25 protein-coding genes are annotated in these 25,397 nt (G+C 70.3%); 16 read left to right on the top strand and 9 right to left on the bottom strand.

Translation table 11 applies throughout. From position 1 onward, the window contains the following. Positions 1–36 precede the first annotated feature (36 nt). Entirely contained in the window at positions 37–1,335 is a 1,299-nt protein-coding gene (locus AC07RM_RS33730; protein WP_495337244.1) for a DEAD/DEAH box helicase, read from the bottom strand. 99 nt (positions 1,336–1,434) lie between these two features. Here AC07RM_RS33730 and AC07RM_RS33725 point away from each other — a divergent pair, with 99 nt between their 5' ends. The 5 genes from AC07RM_RS33725 to AC07RM_RS33705 all read left to right on the top strand — a co-directional run bounded on the left by AC07RM_RS33725 (position 1,435) and on the right by AC07RM_RS33705 (position 4,925). After that, the gene (locus tag AC07RM_RS33725; protein WP_057597644.1) at positions 1,435–1,821 is read left to right on the top strand and encodes a translation initiation factor Sui1; all 387 of its coding nucleotides are present in this window, start codon (positions 1,435–1,437) and stop codon (positions 1,819–1,821) included. After that, on the top strand, positions 1,821–2,057 hold the full coding sequence (locus tag AC07RM_RS33720) for a DUF3820 family protein (protein WP_057597643.1): 237 nt from the start codon (positions 1,821–1,823) through the stop codon (positions 2,055–2,057). Before AC07RM_RS33725 ends, AC07RM_RS33720 begins: the two co-directional genes overlap by 1 nt. Positions 2,058–2,247: 190 nt before the next feature. After that, on the top strand, positions 2,248–2,703 hold the full coding sequence (gene rbp, locus AC07RM_RS33715; RefSeq protein ID WP_093351005.1) for an RNA-binding regulator: 456 nt from the start codon (positions 2,248–2,250) through the stop codon (positions 2,701–2,703). A gap of 208 nt (positions 2,704–2,911) precedes the next feature. Continuing rightward, positions 2,912–3,400, top strand: coding sequence for a tripartite tricarboxylate transporter TctB family protein (locus AC07RM_RS33710; protein ID WP_093351008.1), 489 nt, complete (start codon positions 2,912–2,914; stop codon positions 3,398–3,400). A gap of 13 nt (positions 3,401–3,413) precedes the next feature. Further along, the gene (locus tag AC07RM_RS33705) at positions 3,414–4,925 is read left to right on the top strand and encodes a tripartite tricarboxylate transporter permease (RefSeq protein WP_093351011.1); all 1,512 of its coding nucleotides are present in this window, start codon (positions 3,414–3,416) and stop codon (positions 4,923–4,925) included. 54 nt (positions 4,926–4,979) lie between these two features. Here the strand turns inward: AC07RM_RS33705 and AC07RM_RS33700 are convergent, their stop codons facing one another. Beyond that, a complete protein-coding gene (locus AC07RM_RS33700; protein WP_495337243.1) occupies positions 4,980–5,738 on the bottom strand; it encodes a sulfite exporter TauE/SafE family protein in 759 nt (252 codons plus the stop codon). Positions 5,739–6,156: 418 nt separating this feature from the next. Here AC07RM_RS33700 and AC07RM_RS33695 point away from each other — a divergent pair, with 418 nt between their 5' ends. Together AC07RM_RS33695 and AC07RM_RS33690 are read left to right on the top strand one after the other, a co-directional pair. After that, entirely contained in the window at positions 6,157–7,392 is a 1,236-nt protein-coding gene (locus tag AC07RM_RS33695) for an ammonium transporter (protein ID WP_495337242.1), read from the top strand. A gap of 6 nt (positions 7,393–7,398) precedes the next feature. Continuing rightward, a complete protein-coding gene (locus AC07RM_RS33690; protein WP_057597260.1) occupies positions 7,399–7,713 on the top strand; it encodes a hypothetical protein in 315 nt (104 codons plus the stop codon). Here the strand turns inward: AC07RM_RS33690 and AC07RM_RS33685 are convergent. The 4 genes from AC07RM_RS33685 to amaB all read right to left on the bottom strand — a co-directional run bounded on the left by AC07RM_RS33685 (position 7,710) and on the right by amaB (position 13,229). Next, the gene (locus AC07RM_RS33685; protein ID WP_495337241.1) at positions 7,710–9,389 is read right to left on the bottom strand and encodes a thiamine pyrophosphate-binding protein; all 1,680 of its coding nucleotides are present in this window, start codon (positions 9,387–9,389) and stop codon (positions 7,710–7,712) included. The genes AC07RM_RS33690 and AC07RM_RS33685 overlap by 4 nt on opposite strands. A 43-nt stretch (positions 9,390–9,432) precedes the next feature. Further along, a complete protein-coding gene (locus AC07RM_RS33680) occupies positions 9,433–10,668 on the bottom strand; it encodes a pyridoxal phosphate-dependent aminotransferase (protein ID WP_495337240.1) in 1,236 nt (411 codons plus the stop codon). Next, a complete protein-coding gene (locus tag AC07RM_RS33675) occupies positions 10,665–11,582 on the bottom strand; it encodes an amino acid ABC transporter substrate-binding protein (RefSeq protein WP_398496698.1) in 918 nt (305 codons plus the stop codon). Before AC07RM_RS33675 ends, AC07RM_RS33680 begins: the two co-directional genes overlap by 4 nt. Positions 11,583–11,687: 105 nt before the next feature. Continuing rightward, the gene (gene amaB / locus AC07RM_RS33670; RefSeq protein ID WP_495337239.1) at positions 11,688–13,229 is read right to left on the bottom strand and encodes an L-piperidine-6-carboxylate dehydrogenase; all 1,542 of its coding nucleotides are present in this window, start codon (positions 13,227–13,229) and stop codon (positions 11,688–11,690) included. Between the two features lie 260 nt (positions 13,230–13,489). On the opposite strand from amaB, the gene AC07RM_RS33665 reads away from it, so the two are divergent. Next, positions 13,490–13,993 carry a hypothetical protein gene (locus AC07RM_RS33665; RefSeq protein WP_057597265.1) on the top strand — a complete coding sequence of 168 codons (504 nt, stop codon included), beginning with the start codon at positions 13,490–13,492 and terminating at the stop codon, positions 13,991–13,993. Here AC07RM_RS33665 and AC07RM_RS33660 read toward each other — a convergent pair. Then, positions 13,983–14,819, bottom strand: coding sequence for an IclR family transcriptional regulator (locus AC07RM_RS33660; protein WP_057597266.1), 837 nt, complete (start codon positions 14,817–14,819; stop codon positions 13,983–13,985). The genes AC07RM_RS33665 and AC07RM_RS33660 overlap by 11 nt on opposite strands. Positions 14,820–15,025: 206 nt before the next feature. Between AC07RM_RS33660 and AC07RM_RS33655 the strand changes: the two genes are divergently transcribed. The 7 genes from AC07RM_RS33655 to AC07RM_RS33625 all read left to right on the top strand — a co-directional run bounded on the left by AC07RM_RS33655 (position 15,026) and on the right by AC07RM_RS33625 (position 21,762). Further along, on the top strand, positions 15,026–16,096 hold the full coding sequence (locus AC07RM_RS33655; protein WP_296780463.1) for an ABC transporter ATP-binding protein: 1,071 nt from the start codon (positions 15,026–15,028) through the stop codon (positions 16,094–16,096). After that, complete coding sequence (locus AC07RM_RS33650; protein WP_395349739.1) at positions 16,093–16,953, top strand: ABC transporter permease; 861 nt, start codon at positions 16,093–16,095, stop codon at positions 16,951–16,953. Before AC07RM_RS33655 ends, AC07RM_RS33650 begins: the two co-directional genes overlap by 4 nt. A gap of 4 nt (positions 16,954–16,957) precedes the next feature. After that, entirely contained in the window at positions 16,958–17,752 is a 795-nt protein-coding gene (locus AC07RM_RS33645; protein WP_495337238.1) for an ABC transporter permease, read from the top strand. Then, entirely contained in the window at positions 17,753–18,049 is a 297-nt protein-coding gene (locus AC07RM_RS33640) for a (2Fe-2S)-binding protein (protein ID WP_431510695.1), read from the top strand. Continuing rightward, on the top strand, positions 18,046–19,455 hold the full coding sequence (locus AC07RM_RS33635) for an FAD/NAD(P)-dependent oxidoreductase (RefSeq protein ID WP_495337237.1): 1,410 nt from the start codon (positions 18,046–18,048) through the stop codon (positions 19,453–19,455). The genes AC07RM_RS33640 and AC07RM_RS33635 overlap by 4 nt, the downstream gene beginning before the upstream one ends. After that, entirely contained in the window at positions 19,452–20,633 is a 1,182-nt protein-coding gene (locus AC07RM_RS33630) for an NAD(P)/FAD-dependent oxidoreductase (RefSeq protein ID WP_495337236.1), read from the top strand. Before AC07RM_RS33635 ends, AC07RM_RS33630 begins: the two co-directional genes overlap by 4 nt. A gap of 64 nt (positions 20,634–20,697) precedes the next feature. Continuing rightward, entirely contained in the window at positions 20,698–21,762 is a 1,065-nt protein-coding gene (locus AC07RM_RS33625; RefSeq protein WP_490878683.1) for an ABC transporter substrate-binding protein, read from the top strand. Positions 21,763–21,780: 18 nt separating this feature from the next. On the opposite strand, the gene tet is transcribed toward AC07RM_RS33625, so the two are convergent. Further along, positions 21,781–22,983, bottom strand: a complete 1,203-nt coding sequence (gene tet / locus AC07RM_RS33620) for a Tet(A)/Tet(B)/Tet(C) family tetracycline efflux MFS transporter (protein ID WP_431510698.1) — start codon at positions 22,981–22,983, stop codon at positions 21,781–21,783. A gap of 91 nt (positions 22,984–23,074) precedes the next feature. On the opposite strand from tet, the gene tetR reads away from it, so the two are divergent. Continuing rightward, entirely contained in the window at positions 23,075–23,731 is a 657-nt protein-coding gene (tetR, locus tag AC07RM_RS33615; RefSeq protein ID WP_495323005.1) for a tetracycline resistance transcriptional repressor TetR, read from the top strand. Between the two features lie 7 nt (positions 23,732–23,738). Here tetR and AC07RM_RS33610 read toward each other — a convergent pair whose 3' ends face one another. Continuing rightward, positions 23,739–25,373 (bottom strand): GMC family oxidoreductase, encoded by a 1,635-nt coding sequence (locus AC07RM_RS33610; protein ID WP_495337235.1) that lies wholly within the window; start codon positions 25,371–25,373, stop codon positions 23,739–23,741. Positions 25,374–25,397: the final 24 nt, after the last annotated feature.

The following is a 25,397-nucleotide window of genomic DNA, read 5'->3' as shown; positions in this document are numbered from 1 at the left end:
GCCACCTCGCCTCGTGGCCGCGCTGCGTGCCAGGCTTCAGTGATCCTTCCCGGGTGACGGCGAAGCCTTCGCCGCTTCCGCGGCCTGCGCCGCGCGCAGCTTGTCCTTCTTGCTCGGCCGCGTGCCCTTGATCCCGCCCGTGCCGCTCGCGTCGACCAAGGGCGGCGCGACCTCGGTGGGCTCGAAGCCCTCGATGCGCTCGCGCGGCACGCGCCGGTCCTGGCGCTTCTCGATCAGGCGGAAATGCGCCTCCGAGGCCGGCGTCACGAAGCTGATCGCCAGGCCGCTCTCGCCCGCGCGGCCGGTGCGGCCGATGCGGTGCACGTAGTCGGTGGGCGAGCGCGGCAGGTCGTAGTTGACGACCACCGGCAGCCGCGCGATGTCGAGGCCGCGCGCGGCCAGGTCGGTGGCCACCACCACGTCCCAGCGGCTCTGCTTGAACTGGTCGAGGATGTCGGTGCGCGCGCCCTGCGAGATGTCGCCGTGGAAGGGCACGGCATAGATGCCGTGGCGGTAGAGCTTCTCGGCCACGGTCTGCGCGGCATGCTGGGTGGCGACGAAGACCAGCACGCGGCCCCAGGCCTCGCCGTGCTGCTCGAGCAGGTGGCGCAAAAGCTGGGTGCGGCGGGTGCTGTCGACCTCGATCGCGCGCTGCACGATGTCGGGCGCGGTGCCGGGCTCGCCCTGCACGTCGATCGTTTCGGGGTCGCGCAGCATGCGGTCGGCCAGCGCCTGGATGGCCTGGGGAAAGGTGGCCGAGAACAGCAGGTTCTGCCGCTTCGCCGGCAGCTGCGCGAAGATGCGGCCCAGCTCCTCGGCGAAGCCCAGGTCGAACAGGCGGTCGGCCTCGTCGAGCACCAGCGTGGCGATGGCGTCGAGCCGCAGCGCGTTGTGCTCGACCAGGTCGAGCAGCCGGCCCGGGGTGGCGACGATCAGGTCGGCACCGCCGCGCAGGCCCATGAGCTGCGGATTGATCGACACGCCGCCGAACACCACCGCGATGCGCAACCGGTCGGGCAGTGCACGCGCCAGGTCGCGCAGAGTCTCGCCAACCTGGGCCGCGAGCTCGCGCGTGGGCACCAGCACCAGCGCGCGAAGCCGGCGCTCACCCCCGGCCGAGTCGGCGGCCAGCCGGTGCAGCAGCGGCAGCGAGAATGCCGCGGTCTTGCCCGAACCGGTCTGGGCCGAGCCGCGCAGGTCGCGTCCCTGCAGAATCGCGGGAATGGCCGCGGCCTGGATCGCGGTCGGCTCGGCGTAGCCGCGTTCGGCGGCGGCGCGCACGAGCGCCGGGGCCAGCCCCAGCGATGCGAAGGACGGGGTGGACGCAGCGGTCAAGCGGCGGTCTCCCCACGGAAGAAGGCGGGCGGCAGGTGCATCGGAAAGGCTCGTCTGGGCTGGTGGAAAAGAAATCGGGAACGAAGAGAACGCAAGAACATGGCAACCCACAAGGACAACCCGGCGGCCACCCGGCTGGTGTATTCAACCGAGGCCGGCGGCCGCATGTGCCCCGATTGCGGCGAACCGCTGGCGCAATGCCGCTGCAAGGACCTCGCCGAGCAGGCGCGGCTGCGCGCCGCCGATGGCATTGTGCGTGTGTCGCACGAGACCGCGGGCAGAAAAGGCAAGGGCGTGACCGTGGTGAAGGGCGTGGCGCTCGACGCGGCGGCCCTGCTTTCGCTCGGCAAGCAGCTCAAGGCGGCCTGCGGCACCGGCGGCACGGTGAAGGACGGCACGATCGAGATCCAGGGCGACCACCGCGAACAGGTGATCGCCACGCTCACGAAGCTGGGCCACACGGTCAAGCGCGCGGGAGGCCGCTGATGAAGCCCGAGGACCTCGAGCGCCTGGTCACGCTGGCGATGCCCTTCGGCAAATACAAGGGAACGCTGATCGCCGACCTGCCGGGCAACTACCTGACCTGGTTCGCGCGCGAGGGTTTTCCCCCGGGAGAGATCGGCCGGTTGCTCGCCTTGATGCATGAAATAGACCACAACGGGCTCTCCGGCCTGCTCAAACCGTTGCGAAACCGCCCGTCGGGATCAGAGGTTTCCCGATGAATGTGCAATTAAAAGCTTGATTTCCCGGCCAAACCGGGATAATCGCCGCTACGTGTCAGTGAGCCATCGGCTCCCGTGCACGTTATCCGGTGATCGGTCAGTTTCGCGCACAGCGCCTTTGTTTGTTGTGATTCTGGGACTCCATCGCTTTTTCTGTTATTTGGTTTTTTTGAGTTGAGGAGTCCCTTTCATGGGCAAGAAACTTTACGTGGGCAATCTCGCCTACTCGATCCGTGACAACGACCTGGAGCAAGCTTTCGGCGCCTACGGTGCCATCGTCAGCGCCAAGGTCATGATGGAACGTGACACCGGCCGCTCCAAGGGCTTCGGCTTCGTGGAAATGGGTACCGACGCCGAGGCGCAAGCCGCGATCGCCGGCCTGAACGGCCAGCCGGTCCAGGGCCGCGCCCTGACCGTGAACGAAGCCCGTCCGATGGAAGCCCGCCCGCCCCGTAGCGGTGGCGGCGGCTACGGTGGTGGTGGCGGCGGTTACGGCGGTGGTGGCGGCGGCGGCGGTTACGGCGGCGGCGGCGGTGGTCGCAGCGGCGGTGGCGGCGGCTACGGCGGCGGCGGCGGTGGCCGCAGCGGTGGCGGCTACGGCGGCGGCGGTGGCAGCGACGACGGCTACGGCCGCGGCGGCTACTAAGCCCTCGCACCCCATCGAATGGCGGCCCTGCTGCCTTTCACTGAAAAAGCTCCTTCGGGAGCTTTTTTCGTTTCTGCGCCACCCGGGCATCGTGGCCGCGCGGGCTTACCCGTAGTAAGCGCTACGCATTAGTCCCTACCGGTCAGGTCAGCCAGCGGTCAGCCGCCGGAAACGACCCTCATCCCTCCAAAACAGAGGGTCGAGAGACATGAAAATCAAGAGCCAGGCCGACTTCTTTTCAGGAGTCATGTTCACGGCCGTGGGCGGCGCCTTCGCCATCGGCGCCACCGCATACAACATCGGCGACGGGGCCCGCATGGGTCCCGGTTACTTCCCGCTCATGCTGGGCATCCTGCTCGCACTGCTCGGGCTGGGGATCATGTTCCAGGCCATGGTGGTCGAGACCACCGACGGCGACCCGATCGGCAAATGGGCCTGGAAGCCGCTGGCCTACGTGCTGGGCGCCAACCTCGCGTTCGGCGTGCTGCTGGGCGGCCTGCCGAGCATCGGCCTGCCGGCCATGGGAATGATCATCGCGATCTACGCGCTCACCATCATCTCGAGCATGGCGGGCGAACACTTCAACCTGCGCGACGTGCTGGTGCTCGCCACCATCCTCGCGGCGGGCAGCTACGTGGCCTTCATCTGGGCGCTCAAGCTCCAGATCCAGGTCTGGCCCACCTTCATCGCCGGTTGAGGAGCACACCGCCATGGAACTGTTCCACAACCTCGCGACCGGCTTCGGCGTCGCCTTCACCTTCACCAACCTGCTGTACTGCCTGGTCGGCTGCATCCTGGGCACGCTGATCGGCGTGCTGCCGGGCATCGGCCCGGTCGCCACCATCGCGATGCTGCTGCCCGCGACCTACGCGCTGCCGCCCGTCTCGGCCCTGATCATGCTGGCCGGCATCTACTACGGCGCCCAGTACGGCGGCTCCACCACCGCCATCCTGGTCAACCTGCCCGGGGAGTCGTCCTCGGTCGTGACCTGCATCGACGGCTACCAGATGGCAAGGCAGGGCCGCGCGGGCCCGGCGCTCGCGGCCGCGGGCCTGGGCTCGTTCTTCGCGGGCTGCGTGGGCACGCTGATCCTGGCCGCCTTCGCGCCGCCGCTGACCGAGCTGGCCTTCAAGTTCGGCCCGGCCGAGTACTTCTCGCTGATGGTGCTGGGCCTGATCGGCGCCGTGGTGCTGGCCTCGGGCTCGCTGCTCAAGGCGGTGGCGATGATCGTGCTGGGCCTGCTTCTGGGCATCGTCGGCACCGACGTGAACTCGGGCGTGGCGCGCTTCAGCTTCGACATCCCCGAACTGACCGACGGCATCGGCTTCGTGGTGATCGCCATGGGCGTGTTCGGCTACGGCGAAATCATCGGCAACCTCTCGCAGCCCGACGACGAGCGCGAGGTCTTCACGCACAAGGTCAAGGGCCTGTGGCCCACCAAGGACGACTTCAAGCGCATGACGCCCGCGGTGCTGCGCGGCACGGCCCTCGGCTCGGCCCTGGGCATCCTGCCGGGCGGCGGCGCGCTGCTGGCGGCCTTCGCGGCCTATGCGCTCGAGAAGAAGATCAAGATGCGCCCGGGCGAAGTGCCCTTCGGCAAGGGCAACATCCGCGGCGTGGCCTCGCCCGAGTCGGCCAACAACGCCGGCGCGCAGACCTCCTTCATCCCGCTGCTGACGCTGGGCATTCCGCCCAACGCCGTGATGGCGCTGATGGTGGGCGCGATGACGATCCACAACATCCAGCCGGGCCCGCAGGTGATGACCAGCAACCCCGAGCTGTTCTGGGGCCTGATCGCCTCGATGTGGATCGGCAACGCGATGCTGATCATCCTGAACCTGCCGCTGATCGGCATGTGGATCAAGCTGCTGACGGTGCCCTACAAGTTCCTGTTCCCGGCGATCGTGCTGTTCTGCGCCATCGGCGTGTACTCGACCAACAACAACACCTTCGACGTCTGGATGGTCGCGATCTTCGGCTTCGTCGGCTACCTGTTCCTCAAGCTGCGCACCGAGCCGGCCCCGCTGCTGCTGGGCTTCATCCTCGGGCCGATGATGGAAGAGAACCTGCGCCGCGCGCTGCTGCTGTCGCGCGGTGCCTGGAGCGTGTTCGTCACGCGGCCGCTGTCGGCCGGCCTGCTGGTGGCCGCGGCGCTGCTGCTGGGCATCGTGCTGCTGCCGGCCGTGAAGTCGAAGCGCGAGGAAGCCTTCGTCGAGGATTGAGCGCCACCGCGCATCCGGCGAAAGCAAAGGCCCCGGTTCGCCCCGGGGCCTTTTTCATTTGAGGAAAGCGTCGTACGCGGTCTTGAGGATCAGCACGCTGACCACGACCATGAACACGATCCGCACGAAGCCCGCGCCATGTTTGAGCGCCACGCGCGTGCCGATCAGGCTGCCGGCCACGTTGGCGACCGCCATCGCCAGCCCGTAGTGCCACCAGACGTGGCCCTTGAGCGCGAGCAGCAGCAGCGCCGCGCCGTTGGTGAGCACGTTGATGACCTTGGCCGAGGCCGAGGCGTTGAGGAAGTCGTAGCCCATCCAGCGCACGAACAGGAACACCAGGAAGCTGCCCGTGCCGGGACCGAAGAAGCCGTCGTAGACGCCGATCCCCAGGCCGATGCTGCAGGCCGCGAGCGTCTCGGCGCGGCCGGTGAAGCGCGGCGCGTGGTGGCGCCCCATGTCCTTGCGCGCCAGCGTATAGAGCAGCACCGCCAGCAGGATCGCCGGCAGCGCACGGCGCAGGAAGTCGCCCGGGAACTGGGTGACGCCCCAGGCGCCGGCCAGCGCGCCGCAGAAACCGGCCAGCGCGGCCGGCCACAGCGCGCCCCAGCGCATCTGCACGCGCTGGCTGAACTGCGCCGCCGAAGCGGCCGTGCCCCAGATCGACGCACTCTTGTTGGTGCCCAGCAACGTGGCCGGCGGCGCGCCGGGGAAAGCGGCGAACAGCGCCGGCACCAGGATCAGTCCACCCCCACCCACGATCGCATCCACGAACCCCGCGAGCAGCGAGGCCGCGGTCATCAGCCACATTTCCATGGCCGCGATTGTCGCACCGGAATCGCTATCAAAAGAGTAGCTACAAACAGAGATGCCGCGAGCCGCTCCGCCACTTTTCACCACAAGAATTCGGGGCACCGATGCGACAGCGACAGGCAAAAAAAAAGCGCCGACCAGCGGCGCTTTTCAATCTGTGAACCAGGCTCTCGAATGTAGCCTTTTGGATGATTGTTCTTGTCGATCGGGAATTTGTCTCCTCGGCCCTCGGCAGCACGAGCAGGGCCCGTTCGCGAGTGGCTGGACTTTAGGGGGTGCACCGCCGCAGTGCATTGGGAATTACCCGCTTTGCCTTACTTTCGCGCACGGCGTAGCAAACCAAAGTGTTTCATGCGGTTAACGATGGTGGCACGACTTGTGCACAGAGTCCGGACCACCACTCCAAGAAGAGACCGCCGCCATGGCCCTGGTACCGCAAGCCTCCATCAGCGCCGCGGACACCGCGTGGATGATGACCTCCACGGTGCTGGTGCTGCTGATGACGCTGCCGGGCATCGCCCTCTTCTATGCCGGCATGGTGCGGCGCAAGAACGTGCTCGCCACCATGGCCTGCGTGGTCGCCATCGCCGCGGTGGTGTCGCTGACCTGGTTCGCGCTCGGCTACTCGCTGGCCTTCACGCCCGGCTGGCCCTGGCTCGGCGGCACCGGGCGCTTCTGGTTCGCGGGCTTCGACTACCTGAAGGACGCCGGCACGCTGGCCGTGAGCCACGTGGCGCCCAACGTGCCCGAGACGGTCTACGCGATGTTCCAGCTGAGCTTCGCGATCATCACCACCGCGCTGGTGCTCGGCGCCTTCGTCGAGCGCATGCGCTTCTCGGCCGTGCTGTGGTTCGCGCTGCTGTGGAGCGTGCTGGTCTATGCGCCGATCGCGCACTGGGTCTGGGAGCCCGGCGGCTGGCTCGCGCAGATGGGCGCGCTCGACTTCGCGGGCGGCTCGGTGGTGCACGTCAACGCGGGCGTGGCGGGGCTGGTCTGCGCCTATGCGCTGGGCCCGCGCCGCGGCTATGGCCGCGAGCCCTTCGAGCCCTACAACCTGGCCTTCACCATGGCCGGCGCCAGCCTGCTGTGGGTGGGCTGGTTCGGCTTCAATGCGGGCTCGGCGGTGGCGGCCGACGGGCGCGCGGGCCTCGCGATGCTGGTCACGCACGTGGCGGCCGCCGCGGGCGCCGCGAGCTGGATGATCGCCGAGTGGACGGTGCGCCGCAGCCCCTCGCTGCTGGGCCTGTGCTCGGGCCTGGTCGCGGGGCTGGTGGCGATCACGCCGGCCGCGGGCTTCGTCACGCCGCCCTCGGCGCTGGCCATCGGCGCCATCGCCGGCCTGGCCTGCTACTGGGGCGCCACCGGCCTCAAGCGCCTGCTGGGCGCGGACGATTCGCTCGACGTGTTCGGCGTGCACGGCATCGGCGGCATCGTGGGCGCGCTGCTCACGGGCGTGTTCGCCGACAAGGCCATCTCGGGCGCCAGCGGCAACGTGCTGACGCAGGCGATCGCGGTCGGCGGCGTGGCGGTCTACAGCGCGGCCGGCACCGCGATCGTGCTGTTCCTGGTGCGCGCGCTGGTGGGGCTGCGCGTCGATCCCGACAGCGAGGTGCAGGGGCTCGACCTGGCCCAGCACCGCGAACACATCGGAGGCTGAACCGAGATGGATGGCCACGTCCTGTCCGAGAGCGAGCGCATCGCGCTCGCGGCACGCCTGCACGTGGCGCTGCGCCGCAAGCACGGCCGCGTGACCGACACCGAGTGGATGGCCGTCAATGCCGAGTACGCCACCGAGATGGTGCGCTTCGCGCGCGCGCACGCGGCCGAGACCCACGACGACGAGCTCGCGGCCATCGCGCTGCGGCTCGAGCAGGCGATGGAGCCGCTGGCACGCGCCGCGCGGCTCGAGGCCGCGGCGCGGCTGCCCGACGGCAGCGGGCGGCAGCCGCCGCCGAAGTACATCGGCGGCCTGCGCTAGGCGCTCTTCGCGAGCGCGGTATCGCGGATCGCCTGCAAAGTGGTCGACGGCGTGATCGCCTCCGGATCGAGCACGCAGTGCAGGATCGCGGGCTTGCCGCTGGCCCGCGCACGCGCGAGCGCCGGGCCGAACTCGGCGGTGCTGGTCACGCGCTCGCCGTGGCCGCCGAACACCTCGGCATAGCCGCGGAAGTCGGGGTTCTTGAGCTGCGTGGCGCTGATGCGGCCCGGGTAGTGGCGCTCCTGGTGCATGCGGATGGTGCCGTACATGGCGTTGTCGAGCAGCACCACGAGGATCGGCAGCCCGTACTGCACCGCGGTCGCGAACTCCTGGCCGTGCATCAGGAAGTCGCCGTCGCCCGCGAACACCACCACCTCGCGCTGCGGCCACAGCCGCTTCGCGCCGACCCCGGCCGGCAGGCCGTAGCCCATCGAGCCGCTGGTGGGCGCGAGCTGGCTCGCGAAGGCGCGGAACGGCCAGAAGCGGTGCACCCAGGTCGCGAAGTTGCCCGCGCCGTTGCAGAAGATGGTGTCGTGCGGCAGCACCTCGCGCAGGTGCTGCATCACCTCGCCCATCTGCAGCGGACCCGGCACGCGGATCGGCGCCGGATCGCTCCAGCGCAGGAACTCCTCGCGCGCCTCGGCCGTGCGCGACTTCCAGGCCGGCGCCTGCGCCGGCTTGAGCCCGGCCACCGCCTCGGCGAAGGCACGCGGCGTGGCATGGATGCCCAGCGCGGGCCGGTAGAGCTTGCCGAGCTCGTCGGCATCGGCGTGCACGTGCACCAGCGCCTGCGCGGGCTGCGGAATGGCCAGTAGCTCGTAGCCCTGCGACGGCACCTCCGACAGCCGGCCACCGACCAGCAGCACCAGGTCGGCCTCGCGGATGCGCTGCAGCATGCGCGGATTGGCGCCCAGCCCCAGGTCGCCCGCGTAGCAGGGATGCTCGGCCGACAGCAGCATCTGGCGCCGGAACGAGCAGTACACGGGCAGCGAGAAGGCCTCGGCGAACTGCGCGAACTGCCGCGTGGCCTCGGCCGACCAGCGGCTGCCGCCGAGCACCACCACCGGCCGCTCGGCCTGCGCGAGGCGCTGCTGCAGCTCGGCGAGCTGCGCCGCGCCCGGATGGGTTTCGGTCACGGCGTAGGGCAGCGCATCGGCCACCGCGGCGGCCTCGGTCAGCATGTCCTCGGGCAGCGCGATCACCACCGGGCCGGGCCGGCCCGAGGTCGCCACGTGGAAGGCGCGCGACACCAGCTCGGGCACGCGCGCGGGGTCGTCGATCTGCACCACCCACTTGGCCATGGTGCCGAACACCGCGCCGTAGTCGAGCTCCTGGAAGGCCTCGCGCCCCAGCGCCTCGCGCGCCACCTGGCCCACGAACAGCAGCAGCGGCGTCGAATCCTGGTGCGCGATGTGCACGCCGGCCGAGGCATTGGTCGCGCCCGGGCCGCGCGTGACGAAGCAGACGCCGGGCCGGCCGGTGAGCTTGCCCTGGGCCTCGGCCATCATGGTGGCGCCGCCTTCCTGGCGGCAGACGGTGACGGCGATGGCCGCGTCGTGCAGCGCATCGAGCACCGCGAGGAAGCTTTCGCCGGGAACGCAGAACAGCTGCTCGACGCCGTGCAGGACGAGCTGGTCGACCAGGAGCTGGCCGCCGGTGCGGGAGGTGGGGGTCACGAGAGGGCTCCGATGCGAGGGAGAAGAAGAAAGAAGGACGGATTCATTCGAGCGCCGCGCAGGCCGCCGCGATGCGCGCGCAGGCCTCCTCGAGCTGCGCCATCGAGGTCGCGTACGAGATGCGGAAATAAGGCGCCAGCCCGAACACGCTGCCCGGCACCACCGCCACCTCGAAATCCTCGAGCAGGTAGCGGCAGAAGTCCGCGTCGCTGGCCAGCAGCGCGCCGCGGCGCGTGCGCCGGCCCAGCAGGCCCTCGCAGCACGCGAAGGTATAGAACGCGCCCTCGGGGCGCGGGCAATGCAGGCCGTCGATGCGGTTGAGCGCGGCCACCACGAAGTCGCGCCGGCGCTGGAAGTCGTCGCGCCGCTCGGCCACGATCTGCTGTGGCCCGGTCAGCGCCTCGATCGCCGCGGCCTGGCTCACCGACGAGGGGCACGAGGTGGTCTGGCTCTGCACCACGGCCATCGCCGCGATCAGCGCGCGCGGCCCGGCGCCGTAGCCCACGCGCCAGCCGGTCATCGCATAGGCCTTCGACACGCCGTTGATCGTCAGCGTGCGCTCGCGCAGCCGCGGCTCCACCGCCGCCGGCGTGGCGAAGGCCAGGCCGTCGTAGAGGATGTGCTCGTAGATGTCGTCGGCCAGCACCCACACGCGCGGATGCCGCAGCAGCACCTCGCACAGTGGCTTCAATTGATCGGCGCCGTAGGCCGCGCCGCTCGGGTTCGAGGGCGAGTTCAGGAACAGCCAGCGCGTGCGCGGCGTGATTGCTGCCTCGAGCTGCGCGGCCTCGAGCCGGAAGCCCTGCGCGTCGCCGCAGGGCACGCCGACCGGCACGCCGCCGCAGATGCGCACGATGTCGGCGTACGAGGTCCAGTAGGGCGCGGGCAGGATCACCTCGTCGCCCGGATCCAGGCTGGCCATCAGCGCGTTGAAGATCACCTGCTTGGCGCCCGCGCTCACGCTGATCTCGTCGAGGCCGAAGTCCAGCGCGTTGTCGCGCCTGAACTTGAGCTGCACCGCCGCCTTCATCGCCGGGCTGCCGTCGAGCACCGTGTAGCGCGTGTCGCCGCGCCCGATGGCGCGCACCGCGGCCTCGCGCACGTTGTCGGGCGTGTCGAAGTCGGGCTCGCCCGCGCCCAGCACGATCACCGGGCGGCCCGCGCGCTTGAGCGCATTGGCATGGTCGGTGATGCGCAGGATCTCCGACACGCCGAGCGCGCGCACGCGCTGCGCCGGCACGAAGTCCGAGGAGGAAGAAGCGGCGGTAGCGGGACTCACTTGGCGTAGCTCTCCAGCGGCTTGTCGTTGGGCTCGAGCACCAGCTGCTTGAGCACCGCGCTCATCGGCAGGTTCAGGCTGGTGTTCTTCGGCGGGATCGGCGCCACGAACCATTTGGTGTAGATGCGCTCGAGCTCGCCGCTCTTCATGAGGCGGCGCAGCGCGCCGTCGACCGCTGCCTTGAAGGCCGGGTCGTCCTTGCGGAACAGCAGCGCGATCGGCTCCGAGCCCAGCGGCTCGCCGACGATGCGGTAGGCCGTCGGGTTCTTCGAGTTCGCGATGATCCCGGCCAGCAGGTTGTCGTCGAGCACGAAGGCATCGGCGCGGCCCGACTCCATCAGCAGGAAGCTCTCGAGGTGGTCCTTGCCGAGCATGGTGTTGATGCTCACGTTGTTGCTGCGCTCGCGCTTGCGCAGCAGCTGCACCGCCGTCGTGCCGGTCGAGGCCGACACGGTGCGGCCAGCGAGCTGGTCGAGCGTGGTGATGCCCGAGTCGACCCGCGTGGCCATGCGCACCTCGCTCACGTAGGTGGTGAGCGCGAAGGCCACCTGCTGCTGGCGCGCGAGATTGTTGGTGGTGGGGCCGCAGCCGATGTCGAGCGTGCCGTTCTGCACCAGCGGAATGGTGTTCTGCGCGGTGACCGCCATGTACTCGAGCTTCGCGGCCGGCACGATGTCCTTGAGCACGCGCTCGCACAGCTCCACGTGGTAGCCCACGTACTTCTCGCCCGCGCCCAGCATGTAGGCCATGGGCGGCGAGGCCTCGCGCACGCCGAGCACCGCCTTGCCGCTGGCGGCGATCTTCTCGAGCGTGCCCGCGGGCGCCGGTTGCTGTGCACCGGCCGTGGCGGCCAGGGCCAGCAGCAGCGTGGCGGCTGCGGCCTTGAGCGGGTGCAGGGATGGAATGAAGTTCATGTCGTCGTCTCCTCGTCGTTGTGGTGATGGGTCTGGCGCTCGCGCAGGCATCCGCCCGCGGCGACGCTCATGCGCCGCCGCGGCCGATGCCTGCGTCGCGGGAAATCAGTCGCCGATGTCGAAGGTCACGCCTTGCGCCAGGGGCAGTGCCGTCGAATAGTTGATGGTGTTGGTCGCACGGCGCATGTAGGCCTTCCAGCTGTCGGAGCCGGCCTCGCGGCCGCCACCGGTTTCCTTCTCGCCACCGAAGGCGCCGCCGATCTCGGCGCCGCTCGGGCCGATGTTGACGTTGGCGATGCCGCAGTCGGAACCGGCGCACGAGAGGAAGCGCTCGGCCTCGCGCATGTCGAGCGTGAAGATCGACGACGACAGGCCCGCGCCCACTGCGTTGTGCTGCTCGATCGCCTCGTCGAGCGAGGCATAGCGCACCACGTAGAGGATCGGCGCGAAGGTCTCGCGCAGCACCGCGCCGGCATGCGCCTTGAGCTCGACCAGCGCCGGGCGCGCGTAGTAGGCCTCGGCACCGCCGATACCGTCGACGCGGCCGCCGCCATGCACGATCGCGCCGGCATCGCGGCTCTCGTCGAGCGCCTTCTGCATGCCCTCGAAGGCCGCGCGGTCGATCAGCGGACCGACCAGCGTGCCGGCCTCGCGCGGATCGCCGACCTTCACGCCGCCATACACCTTGATCAGGCGCGGCACCAGCTTGTCGTACACGCTCTCGTGCACGAACAGGCGGCGCAGCGTGGTGCAGCGCTGGCCCGCCGTACCCATGGCCGCGAAGGCGATCGCGCGCAGCGTGAGGTCGAGGTCGGCCGAGGGCGTGACGATGGCCGCGTTGTTGCCGCCGAGTTCGAGGATGGCGCGCGCGAAGCGGGCCGCGAGCTTGGGACCGACCTGGCGGCCCATCGCGGTGGAACCGGTGGCCGACAGCACCGCCACGCGGTGGTCGTCGACCAGCAGCTCGCCGATGTCGCGCTGGCCCAGCAGCAGGCCGAGCAGGCCCTCGGGCGCGTCGGCGCCGAAGCGCTCGATGGCGCGCGCCGCGATCGCATGCACCGCGAGCGCGGTCAGCGGCGTCTTCTCGGACGGCTTCCACACCACCGGGTCGCCGCACACCAGCGCCAGCGCCGCGTTCCACGACCACACCGCGACCGGGAAGTTGAAGGCCGAGATCACGCCGCACACGCCCAGCGGATGCCAGGTTTCCATCATCCGGTGCTCGGCGCGCTCGGTGGCCAGTGTGAGGCCGTAGAGCTGGCGCGAGAGGCCGACCGCGAAGTCGCAGATGTCGATCATTTCCTGCACCTCGCCCGCGCCCTCGGACGGCACCTTGCCGGCCTCGAGCGTGACCAGCCGGCCGAGGTCGCGCTTGGCCGCGCGCAGTTCCTCGCCGAGCAGCCGCACCAGCTCGCCGCGCCGCGGCGCCGGCACCGCGCGCCAGGCCTTGAAGGCCGCATGCGCGCGCGCGATGGTCTCGGTGGCCGCGGCCGGCGTGGTCTGCGCGACCTGCGCGATCACCTCGCCCGTGAGCGGCGAGCGCACCGTCAGCGTGCCGCCGACGTGGGACTCGCGCGGCACGCCCAGGCGCTGGAGCAGTTGTTCGACTTCGGAGGGCAGGGAAACGGAGGTGTGGACTTCGGACATGGGCGCGCTCCGCGGGGGAGTCGGGAAGAAAGAAGAAGGAAGGCGACCGGGGTCGGGGGAACCGCGCCAATATCTGCGAAGTGGGCGGGGTTGGCTAGTGAAAATATGGAAGGACTTGATGCGTTTGGCGAAGGAACTCGGTCGTCTGACTCCCCGCAGGCATCACCCGCCGCGCGCGTTCCTCGAAACGGCTCGCGCGCCTACGCACCGCTTTGCGCGCGGCGCCGACGATGCGGCACCCTCACTTCGCCGCCCCTGCCATGAAGCTGATCCACACCCTCTATGCCGCGGTCCACGCGCTGATGGCGCTCGCCTTCGCCATCGCGTCGCTGGTTCTGATCGTGATCGCGGCGCGCGCCGGCTGGGGCGCGGTCGTGCACGACCTCGACCTGCCGGCGGCCGAGGCGATCATCGAGGCGGTGGGCCTGCTCGCGGCCGCCGTCGTGGCGCTGCAGATCTCCCAGACCGTGGTCGAAGAGGAGGTGGTGCGCGACGCCCACATCGGCGCGCCGACCCGGGTGCGGCGCTTCCTGTCGCGCTTCATGGTGGTGATCGTGGTGGCTGTCGCGGTCGAAGGGCTGGTCGCGACCTTCAAGGCGCGCGAGGCGCCGGAACTGATGCTGCACGCTGCCGCCATGCTGGGCGCGGTCGGGCTGATGATGGCCGGCTGGGGCCTCTTCATCCGGCTCAACCGCTACGCCGAGGAACTGGAGCCCGAGGCAATGCAGGAAGCGAAGAACGAGGACCGCAAGCTCAAGCAGTGATCTTCTGCCCCGCCGGCGACCCCGCCAGGCTCTGCGCCGGCCGGCGCAGCGAGGCATCGAAGGGATTGATCCTCGGCCCGATCGCCACCGCTTCGCGCTGCAGCAGGTCGACCACGGTCGGCAGCCGGTCGGCGTTGAGGCGGTCGGCGATGGTGCCCACGCTCAGCGCGGCCACGGCGCGGCCCTCGCGGTCGAGGATGGGCACGGCCACGCCGGCCATGCCCTCGAGCAGGCCGGTGTTGCGGCCCGCGAAGCCGCTCTGGCGCACGCGCTCGATCTCGGTGCGCAGGTAGACCTCGTCGTACACGCCGTACTCGCGCACGCGCGAGAGGTTGAAGCGGATCACCTCCTCGCGCTCGCCCTCGGGCAGGAAGGCCAGGATCGCGAGCGCGCCCTGCCCCACGCCGAGCGCGATGCGCCCGCCGATGTCGCCGGTGAACGAGCGGATCGGGAACGGGCCCTCGCTGCGGTCGAGGCACACGGCGTCGAAGCCGCTGCGCACCAGCAGGAAGATGCTGTCGCCCAGGCTCGCGCACAGGCGCAGCAGCGCGGGCCGGCACAGGGTGCGCAGGTCGCCGGGATTGCCGGCGTTGGCCGCGAGCGCGAAGAACTCGATGCTCAGCCGGTACAGCTTGCTGCGCTCGTCCTGCTCGACCACGCCCTCGGCCATCAGCGACTGCAGCAGGCGGTGCGTGGTGGCCTGCGTGAGGCCGACGGCGCGCGCGATCTGGGTGACGCGGCCGCCCTCGGCCTGCACCACGCCGAGCGCCCGGATCACCGAAAAGATGCGCGGCACGCCGCCGCTGGCCGCGGTTGTGGTTTCCATGTCCCGTTTCCTTGGAATACGTCGATCTTGCTCGAGCCATCATATTCCATTGAACGGAATAAATTAAAGAAATATTCTGATTAATGGAATACCCGTGGCGGTCTGGCGCGATCGTTGCAATAGAGTGAATCGAAAGCACTCACGCATTCATGGCCCCGGCGCAGGCGCGCCGGCCGTGGATTCCGATCTCCGACGAAAGGCGTTCCATGTCATTCCTGCGGCTCAGCGACGTGTCCAAGTCCTATGGCAGCACCCGCGCGGTGACGGCCATGAACCTCACGGTCGAGAAGGGCGAGTTCGTCTCGCTGCTCGGCCCCTCGGGCTGCGGCAAGACCACCACGCTGCAGATGATCGCGGGCTTCGAGGCCGTGACCAGCGGCCGCATCGAGCTCGCGGGCCAGGACATCACGCATGCCAAGGCCAACACGCGCGGCCTGGGCATCGTGTTCCAGAGCTATGCGCTGTTTCCGCACATGACGGTGGCCGACAACGTGAGCTTCGGCCTCGAGATGCGCAAGATGCCCAAGGCCGAGCGCCGCGAACGCGTGCAGCAGGCGCTGGCGCTGGTGCACCTCGAGGCCCACGCCGCGCGCTACCCGCGCGAGCTCTCGGGCGGCCAGCGGCAGCGCGTGGCGCTGGCGCGCGCGCTGGTGATCGAGCCGCCGGTGCTGCTGCTCGACGAGCCGTTGTCGAACCTCGACGCCAAGCTGCGCGAGGAGATGCAGTTCGAGCTGCGCCAGATCCAGCGCAAGGTCGGCACCACCACGGTGATGGTCACGCACGACCAGAGCGAGGCGATGTCGATCAGCGACCGCGTGGTGGTGATGGAAGGCGGCCGCGCGACGCAGATCGACCATCCGCACCGCGTCTACGAGCATCCGAGCACGCGCTTCATCTCGACCTTCGTGGGCAAGGCCAACCTGCTGCCGGGCCGTGTCACGGCTTGCGGCACCGGCAGCTGCAACGTGGCGGTCGGGCCGCTCGCGGTCGAAGTTGGCGAAGGCGGCTACGACAGCGGCGCCGCCGTGCTGATGAGCGTGCGCCCCGAGAAGCTGCAGCTGGTGCCCGCGGGCAGCGGCCGGCTCGACGGCACGGTACAGGAGCGCTTCTTCCTCGGCAGCCAGTGGCTCTACCGGCTCGCCACGCCGGCCGGCGAGCTGATGGTGCTGAGCCCCAACGACGGCCGCGCCGCGCTGGACGAAGGCGACGCGGCCGGCATCGACTGGCCCGCGCACTGCACGCGGCTGCTGCGCGACGACGAGGCGGTGGCGGCATGAGCGGCATCTCCCGCAAGGCCACGCCCTGGTGGCTCTCGGGCCCCGCGCTGGTGCTGTTCATCGCGCTGCTCGTGGTGCCGCTGCTGCTCACGGCCGTGCTGTCCTTCAACGTCTACGACCCGGCCAGCGGCCCGCGCGCCGGCGAGTTCACGCTCGCGCACTACGCGCAGGTGTTCGGCGACGACTACTACCACGGCATCTTCTGGCGCACCTTCTGGATCTCGGCGCTGGTCACGCTGATCTGCGTGCTGATCGGCGCGCCCGAGGCCTATGTGCTGAGCCGCATGCGCAACCCCTGGCGCTCGGTGCTGCTGCTGGTGGTGCTGGCGCCGCTTTTGGTGTCGGTGGTGGTGCGCGCCTTCGGCTGGAGCATGCTGCTGGGCCCCGAGGGCGCGGTCAACGCGCTGCTGCAGCTGGTGGGCATCGGCCCGGTGAAGATCCTCTACACCAGCGCGGCCGTGGTGATCGCGCTGGTGCACGTGATGCTGCCGTTCATGGTGATCCCGGTCTGGACCTCGCTGCAGAAGCTCGATCCCGGCGTGGAGAACGCGGCGCTCTCGCTCAATGCCACGCCCTTCACCACGCTGCGCCGCATCGTGCTGCCGCAGGTGATGCCCGGCATCCTCTCGGGCAGCCTGATCGTGTTCGGCCTCGCGGCAAGCTCGTTCGCGATTCCCGGCCTGCTCGGCGGGCGCCGGCTCAAGATGGTCGCGACCGTGGTCTACGACGAGTACCTGAGCGAGCTCAACTGGCCGCTGGGCGCGGCGGTGGCGCTCACGCTGCTGGTGGCCAACCTCGTGGTGATGCTGAGCTACAACCGCCTGGTCGAAGGCCGCTACAAGAAAGCGCTGGGGTGATCGCATGAGCAGGAACGGCCCCATCGCCCTCGCGTTCAACGCGCTCGTCATCACCTTCATGCTGGCCCCGCTGCTGGTGGTCTGCATCGTCGCGTTCACGCCCGAGAACACGCTGACCATCCCGACCACGCACTTCTCGCTGCGCTGGTTCGAGGCGGTGTTCGCGCACCCCGACTTCATGCAGTCGTTCTGGAACAGCCTGTGGCTCGCGCTGAGCGCGTCCACCATCGCGACGCTGCTCGCGGTACCTGCGGGCATGGCGATCACGCGCTACGACTTCCCGGGCCGCGACTTCCTCAACGGCCTGTTCCTGTCGCCGCTGATCATTCCGCACCTGGTGCTCGGCGTCGCGCTGCTGCGGCTGTTCGCGCTGGTGGGCGGCACCGGCAGCTTCGGCTGGCTGGTGATGGCGCATGCGCTGATCGTCACGCCCTACACGCTGCGGCTGGTGGTGGCGGCGCTGGTGGGCTTCGACCGCAGCGCCGAGCAGGCCGCGCTCTCGCTGGGCGCGAACCAGGCCACGGTGTTCCGCCGCATCACGCTGCCGATGATCCTGCCGGGCGTCACGGGCGGCTGGATGCTGGCCTTCATCAACAGCTTCGACGAGGTGACGATGTCGATCTTCGTCACCTCGCCGAGCACGGTGACGCTGCCGGTGCGCATGTACATGTACGCCACCGAGTCGATCGACCCATTGATGGCCGCGGTGTCGGCACTGATGGTGGCGGTGACCGCCGTCGCGATGGTGGTGCTCGACCGGCTCTACGGCCTGGACCGCGTGCTGGTGGGACGCAAGTAGATGGCGACCCATGCATTGCTGCACCGCGTGGCCGAGACCGGCCGCGCCACCGTGCCCTTCACGCTCGACGGCGCGCCCGCGTCGGCGCTGGCCGGCGACACGGTGCTGACCGCCGTGCTCACGCAGGCTGCCCAGCTGCGCCGCAACGAGTTCAGCGACGCGCCGCGCGCGGGCTTCTGCATGATGGGCGCCTGCCAGGACTGCTGGATCGCGACCGCCGAGGGCGAGCGGCTGCGCGCCTGCTCCACCTTCATCGCGCCGGGCATGGCACTGGTCACCGGGCGGGGCGAGGCATGACGACGGCGGCACTTCCTCCCGTGATCGTCGGCGCCGGACCGGCCGGCGTGCGCGCGGCACAGGCGCTGGTCGCGCATGGCCTGCGCCCGATCGTGATCGACGAGGCCGCGCACGCCGGCGGACAGATCTACCGCCGCCCGCCCACCAACTTCGTCGAACGCGCGGCGGCCACGCTCTACGGCTTCGAGGCCGCGCGCGCGAACGCGGTGCACGCGGCCTTCGACGGCCTGCGCGATCGCATCGACTACCGGCCCGACAGCCTGGTATGGAACGCGCAGGGCGGCGTGCTCGACGTGCTGCACGGCCCGACGCGCAGCACCGCGCGCGTGCCGCATGGCCCGCTGATCGTGGCCACCGGCGCCACCGACCGCGTGCTGCCGCTGCCGGGCTGGACCCTGCCCGGCGTCTACACGCTCGGCGGCGCGCAGGTGGCGCTCAAGTTCCAGGGCTGCGCCATCGGGCAGCGCGTGGTGTTCATGGGCACGGGGCCGCTGCTCTATCTGGTGGCCTACCAGTATGCGAAGGCCGGTGCGCAGGTCGCGGCCGTGCTCGACACCGCGCGACTCGCGGACCAGGTCGCGGCCACGCCCGCGATGCTGCGGCAGCCCGCGGTGTTCGCGAAGGGCGTCTACTTCGTCGCCTGGCTGCGCGCGCATGGCGTGCCGCTGCATGGCGGCGTGCGGCCGCTGCGCGTGATTGGCGACGACGGCGCGAGCCGCGTCACCGGCGTCGCCTGGCACGACGGACGCGAGGAACGCCGCATCGACTGCGATGCCGTCGGCTTCGGCTACGCGCTGCGTTCCGAGACCCAACTGGCCGACCTGCTGGGCTGCCGCTTCGAATTCGCGCCGATGCATCGCGCCCACTTGCCCGTGCGCGACGCGGCGGGCCGCTCGAGCGTGGCGGGCGTGTACCTCGCGGGCGATGGCGCCGGCATCATGGGCGCCGATGCGGCCGAGTGGGCCGGCGAACGCGCGGCGCTCGCGCTGCTCGCGGACCAGGGCGTGGCCGTCGATGGCGCACGTGCCGCGCTGCTCGAGCGCAAGCTCGATGCGCTTGCGGGCTTTCGCCGCGGACTCGAACGCGCGTTTCCGCTGCCGCGGGACTGGGCCGCCCATGCACCCGACGAGCTCGTCGTCTGCCGCTGCGAGAACATCACGGCCGGCACGCTGCGCCAGACCGTCGCGGTCAACGGCGCCGACGAACTCAATCGCCTCAAGGCGCTGTCGCGCGTGGGCATGGGCCGCTGCCAGGGCCGCATGTGCGGCGTGGCCGCGGCCGAGATCCTCGCGCACGCGACGGGCCAGCCGCTCGCACAGGTCGGCCGGCTGCGCGGGCAGGCGCCGGTCAAGCCGATACCGATCCGGCTCGTCACGCAGGCTCCTGCCGAGGGAGCGAACGCATGAGCACCACCCGCACCCTGCGCTGCGACGTGGCGATCGTCGGCGGCGGCATCGTCGGTTCGTCGGCCGCGCTCGCGCTGCGGCGCATGGGCCTGGACGTGGTGCTGCTCGAGCGCGACCTCTGCGGCTCGCGCTCCAGCGGCGTCAACTACGGCGGCGTGCGGCGCCAGGGCCGGCCCTTGAGCCAGCTGCCGCTGGCGCAGCGCGCGCACCGCATCTGGGGCCGTCTCGGCGAGCTGATCGGCACCGAGGGCGAGTACCAGCGCTCGGGCCATTTCAAGATCGGCCGCTGCGAGGACGACATGGCCGCGCTCGAGCGCTACCGCGCGAGCGTGCGCGACGCCGGCTTCGACCTCGGGCTCGAGCTGGTGACGGGCACGCGGCTGCGCGAGCACTGCCCCTGGCTCGGCGCGCGCGCGCTCGGCGGCTCGCTGTGCATCGAGGACGGGCAGGCCAATCCGCGGCTGGTGTCGCCGGCCTTCGCGCTCGCGGCGCGCCAGGCGGGCGCACAGGTGTTCGAGCGCCACCGCGTCGACGAGGTCGCGCACGACGGCACGCTGTTCCGGCTGCGCGCCACGCATGCCGAGGGCTCGCTCGAGGTGCGCTCGCCGGTGCTGCTGAACTGCGCGGGCGCCTGGTCGGGCCCCATCGCCACCCACTTCGGCGAGGCCGTGCCGCTGCAGTCGGGCCATCCCGCGATGGCGGTGACCGAGCCCCTGCCCTTCTTCATGGACTGGAGCCTCGGCGTCGAGGGCGGCGGCATCTACTGCCGCCAGGTCGCGCGCGGCAACCTGGTGCTCGGCGGCGGCGCCGGCATCGGCCTCGATACCGAGCGCGCGCGTTCCGAGCGCGATGCCATCGCCACGCTGTCGGCACAGGCGATCGAGCTGCTGCCGCGGCTCGCGCATGCGCACTTCATCCGCACCTGGAGCGGCACCGAGGGCTACCTGCCCGACCGCCAGCCGGTGCTGGGGCCGAGCCGCACCACGCCCGGCCTGTTCCACGGCTTCGGCTTCGCGGGCGCGGGCTTCCAGATCGGCCCGGCCGCGGGCGAGGTGCTGGCCGAGCTGGCGCGCGACGGCCGCAGCACCACGCCGATCGAGGCCTTCGCGATCGAGCGCTTCTTTACCGACGCGAAGGCCGAGCGACCCGTCGAAGCCGCCGCATCGGCCTCGCACTGAACCCGACAAGAGCAACCCACCGCAACCGCAGATCCACCCTCGACACTGAACGGAGAGTCCCACCATGGCACGACGCGACCGCACTTCCTTTTTCCTCACCTTCGCCGCCACCGCGGCGGCCGCCCTCGCGGGCTTCGGCGGCGCGGCCCACGCGCAGACGAAGACGCTCTACATCGGCATGAACGGCGGCACGATGGAGAAGGCGTACACGCAGTACGTCTTCCCGGCCTTCGAGAAGCTCTACGGCGCGAAGGTGGTGGTGGTGCCCGGCACCTCCTCCGACATCCTCGCCAAGGCGCAGGCCAACAAGGACCGGCCGCAGATGCACGTGATGTTCCTCGACGACGGCATCATGGTGCGCGCCATCGGCATGGGCCTGTGCCAGAAGCAGAAGCCCAATCCCTCGCTGGCCGAGATCTACCCGGCCGCGCGCTTCAAGGACGACATGGCCAGCGGCGTGAGCCTGGGCATGACCGGCCTGGCCTACAACGCGAAGATGTTCAAGGAGAAGGGCTGGGCCGCGCCCACCTCGTGGATGGACCTGGCCGATCCGAAGTTCAAGGGCAAGGTGGTGTTCCAGTCGATGTCGTCCTCGTCCTTCGGGCTGCACGGCTTCCTGATGTTCAACCGCATCCAGGGCGGCAACGACAAGAACGTGGAGCCCGGCTTCAAGGCCTGGCCGACCACCATCGGCCCGAACGTGCTCGAGTACATCCCGAGCTCGGCCAAGCTCTCGGAGATGGTGCAGACCGGCGAGGCCGCGATCTTCCCGCTCACGCCGACGGCCGTGGCCGCGCTCAAGGTCAAGGGCATTCCGGTGGAATACGCGCCGCCCAAGGAAGGCGCGGTGGTGCTGATGGTGGGCCAGTGCGTGATCGCCAACAACAGCGAGCCCGAGCTGTCGCAGAAGCTCGCCGAATTCCTGCTGAGCCCGCTGGCGCAGGCCAACGTGCTGCAGTACGGCGCGCAGATCCCGACCAACCCCAAGGCGCCGGCCGTGGGCGAGGGCGCGACGCAGGTGGCCGAGATCAACCAGTGGATGAAGACCGCGGTCACCATCGACTGGGAGAGCATCAACGCCAACCGGCCGGCCTGGAACGCGCGCTGGAACAAGTCGATCGAGAAGTGACCGCGCTGGCGAGGGTGCTCAGCGCGTGCGGCGCAGCAGCACCGGCAGGCACAGCAGGTAGAGCACCGCGCCGGCCAGCCACACGATGCCCGGGAAGCGCGCGCGGAACGCGAAGTACAGCGGGCTGATCAGCAGCGGGCCGAACACCGAGGCCAGGCTGGCGATGCTCGCGAGCACGCCCTGCAGCCGCCCCTGCTGCGCCTCGCCCACGCGCGCCGACAGCGTGGACTGCAGCGCGGGCGCGCAGATGCCGCCCAGGCACAGGAAGGGCAGCAGCGCCAGCACCATCCAGCCGTGCGAGGCGAAGGCGATCAGCGCATAGCCTGTGCCGTCGGCGATGGTGCCGACCGCGATCGCCGTGCGCTCGCCCCAGCGCTCGACCAGCGGCCCGGCGACGAAGCCCTGCACCAGCGCCTGCAGCAGGCCGAAGACCGCGAGCGAGATGCCGACCATGCTGGCGTTCCAGGCGTAGCGGTCCTCGCCGTAGAGCACCCAGGTCGTGCCCGCGACCTCGCCCACCAGCACCAGCACGAGGAACACGCCGAGCACCGGCAGCAGCGCCGGAAAGCTCGCGGCCCAGCGCAGCGGCGCGAGCGGATGCAGCACGCCGCGGTCGAAGGGCTGCGAGGCGAGCGCCGGCGGCCGCGATTCGCGCAGCACCAGCAGGCCGACCAGGAAGGTCAGGCCGTTGAGCACGGCCGCCGCGATGAAGGGCAGACGCACGCCGTGGTCGCCGAGCACGCCGCCAAGCGCCGGCCCGGCGATGAAGCCCAGGCCGAAGCAGGCGCCCATGCGGCCGAACCAGCGCGCGCGCTGGTGCTCGGGCGTGAGGTCGGCGATGGCGGCCGAGGCCACGGCCATGCTCGCGCCCGTCATGCCGGCGATCGCGCGGCCCACGAACAGCAGCCACAGCGAGGGCGCGAAGGCCATGAACAGCGCGTCGATCGCCGCGCCCAGCACCGAGATCAGCAGCACCGGCCGGCGGCCGAAACGGTCGCTGAGCGCGCCGAGCACGGGCGCGCAGAGGAACTGCATCAGCGCGTAGAGCGAGAGGAAGGCGCCGAAGTGCCAGCCGAGCTCGCCGCTGTGGCCGACCTCGCGCAGCAGGCTCGGCACGATCGGCATGACCAGGCTGATGCCGATGGCATCGAGCGTGACGATCGCGAGGATCACCGCCTGCGCGTGGCGGTTTCCGGCGAATGGGAGGGAAATGGAGGACATGGTTAATTTATCGTTGATAAGGAATTATCAGCGATAAATTCCGGGCCGTGAAGTACCCTCCCGGATCGACACCGGCAAGCACGACAACTGAATGAAACTGGACCGCGACGTGATCCTCCAGGCGGCGCTCGCGCTGCTCGACGAGGTCGGCATGGACAAGCTCAGCACCCGGCTCCTGGCCGAGCGGCTCGGCGTACAGCAGCCCGCCCTCTACTGGCACTTCAAGAACAAGCGCGCGCTGCTCGACGCGATGAACGGCGAGATCCTGCGCCGCAGCCATCACCGCAAGCTGCCGCTGCCCGACGAATCGTGGGAGAGCTTCCTGCGCGAGAACGCGCGCAGCTTCCGGCGCGCGCTGCTGGCGCGGCGCGACGGCGCGCGCCTGCACGCGGGCTCCGAGCCCGATCCGGGCGACCTCGACATGGTGGAGGCCCAGCTCGCGGCCGTGGTGCGTCTGGGCGTGCCGCCCGCGCAGGCGATGACCCTGCTGATCGCGCTGGGCCGCTACACCGTGGGCTGCGTGCTCGAGCAGCAGGCGACACCGGCCGACGCGGCGATGCAGCAGCAGACGCTCGATGCCGCCGCGGCCTCGCGGCCGCTGCTGGCGGAGGCTTTCGCGAGCTACCGCGCGGCGGGGCCCGATGCGTTGTTCGAGATCGGGGTGGACCTGATGCTCGAGGGGGCGAAGGTGCGCCTGGCGGCCCAGGCCCCGCAGGCGAAACGGCGCGGTCCGGCGCCGCGGCGCTGAGGCTCTTTCAGCGCGCCTCGGCGCGAATCCAGCCCGCCGCCTTCTCCGCCATCATCAAGGTCGGACTGTTGGTGTTGCCGCTCGTGATGGTCGGCATCGCCCCCGCATCGACCACGCGCAGCCCCTGCACGCCGCGCACGCGCAGCCGCGCATCGAGCACCGCCATCGGATCGTTGTCGGCGCCCATCTTGGTGGTGCCCACCGGATGGAAGATGGTGGTCGCGATGTCGCCGGCCAGGCGCGCGAGGTCCTCGTCGCTCTGGTACTGCACGCCGGGCTTCCATTCCTGCGGCTTGTACCTGGCGAGCGCGGGCTGCTCGGCGATGCGGCGCGTCACGCGCAGCGAGTCGGCCGCCACCTTGCGGTCGGCGTCGGTGCTCAGGTAGTTGGGCGCGATCGCCGGCGCGTCCTCGAAGCGCTTCGAGCGGATGCGCACCGTGCCGCGGCTGGTCGGGTTGAGGTTGCACACGCTCGCGGTGAAGGCCGGGAACGCGTGCAGCGGCTCGCCGAAGGCATCGAGCGACAGCGGCTGCACGTGGTACTGGATGTTGGGCCACTCGCGGTCGGGCGAGCTGCGCGTGAAGGCGCCGAGCTGCGAGGGCGCCATGCTCATCGGGCCGCTGCGGCTGAGCAGGTACTCGAGGCCGATGCGCGCCTTGCCGACCATCGACGAGGCCAGCACGTTGAGCGTGGGCGCGCCGTCGATCTTGTAGACCGCGCGGATCTGCAGGTGGTCCTGCAGGTTGGCGCCGACGCCGGGCGCGTCGACCGCCACCTCGATGCCGTGCTGGCGCAGCAACTCGGCCGGGCCGATGCCCGAGAGCTGCAGGATCTGCGGCGAGCCGATGCTGCCCGCGCTCAGGATCACCTCGCGCGTGGCGTGCGCCGTCACCATCTCGTGGCCGTTCCAGATCCGGGCGCCGGTGCAGCGCTGCGTGCCGTCGGCCTGCCGCTCGATCACCAGCTTCGAGACCTGCGCGCCGGTCCAGAGCTCGAAGTTGGGCCGGCCGTAGCAGGTGGGCCGCAGGAAGGCCTTGGCCGTGTTCCAGCGCCAGCCGTTCTTCTGGTTGACCTGGAAGTAGCCCACGCCCTCGTTGCTGCCGCGGTTGAAGTCGGTGGTGTGCGGCACGCCGGCCTCGACCGCGGCGGCCGCGAAGGCGTCGAGGATGTCCCAGCGCAGCCGCTGCTTCTCGACCCGCCATTCGCCGCCCGCGCCGTGCATCTCGTCGGCGCCGAGGTAGAAGTCCTCGTGCTTCTTGAAGGCCGGCAGCACGTTCTGCCAGCGCCAGTCCTCGTCGCCGGTGAGCGATGCCCACTGCTCGTAGTCGCGCGACTGGCCGCGCATGTAGATCATGCCGTTGATGCTCGAGCAGCCGCCCAGCGTCTTGCCGCGCGGATAGCGCAGCACGCGCCCGTTGAGGCCGGCGTCGGGCTCGGTGCTGTAGAGCCAGTCGGTGCGCGGATTGCCGATGCAGTAGAGGTAGCCGACCGGGATGTGGATCCAGTGGTAGTCGTCCTTGCGGCCGGCCTCGACCAGCAGCACGCGCTTGTCCTTGTCGGCGCTGAGCCGGTTCGCGAGCAGCGCGCCGGCGGTGCCGGCGCCGATGACGATGTAGTCGAAGGTGGTGTCGTTGTCTCTCATCTTTGCTTTCTTTCTTCCAGCGTG

Source organism: Variovorax sp. GW821-FHT09B05, from assembly GCF_059418265.1.
Note: the sequence above shows the minus strand (reverse complement) of the source record. Positions and strands in the feature narration are given on the sequence as shown.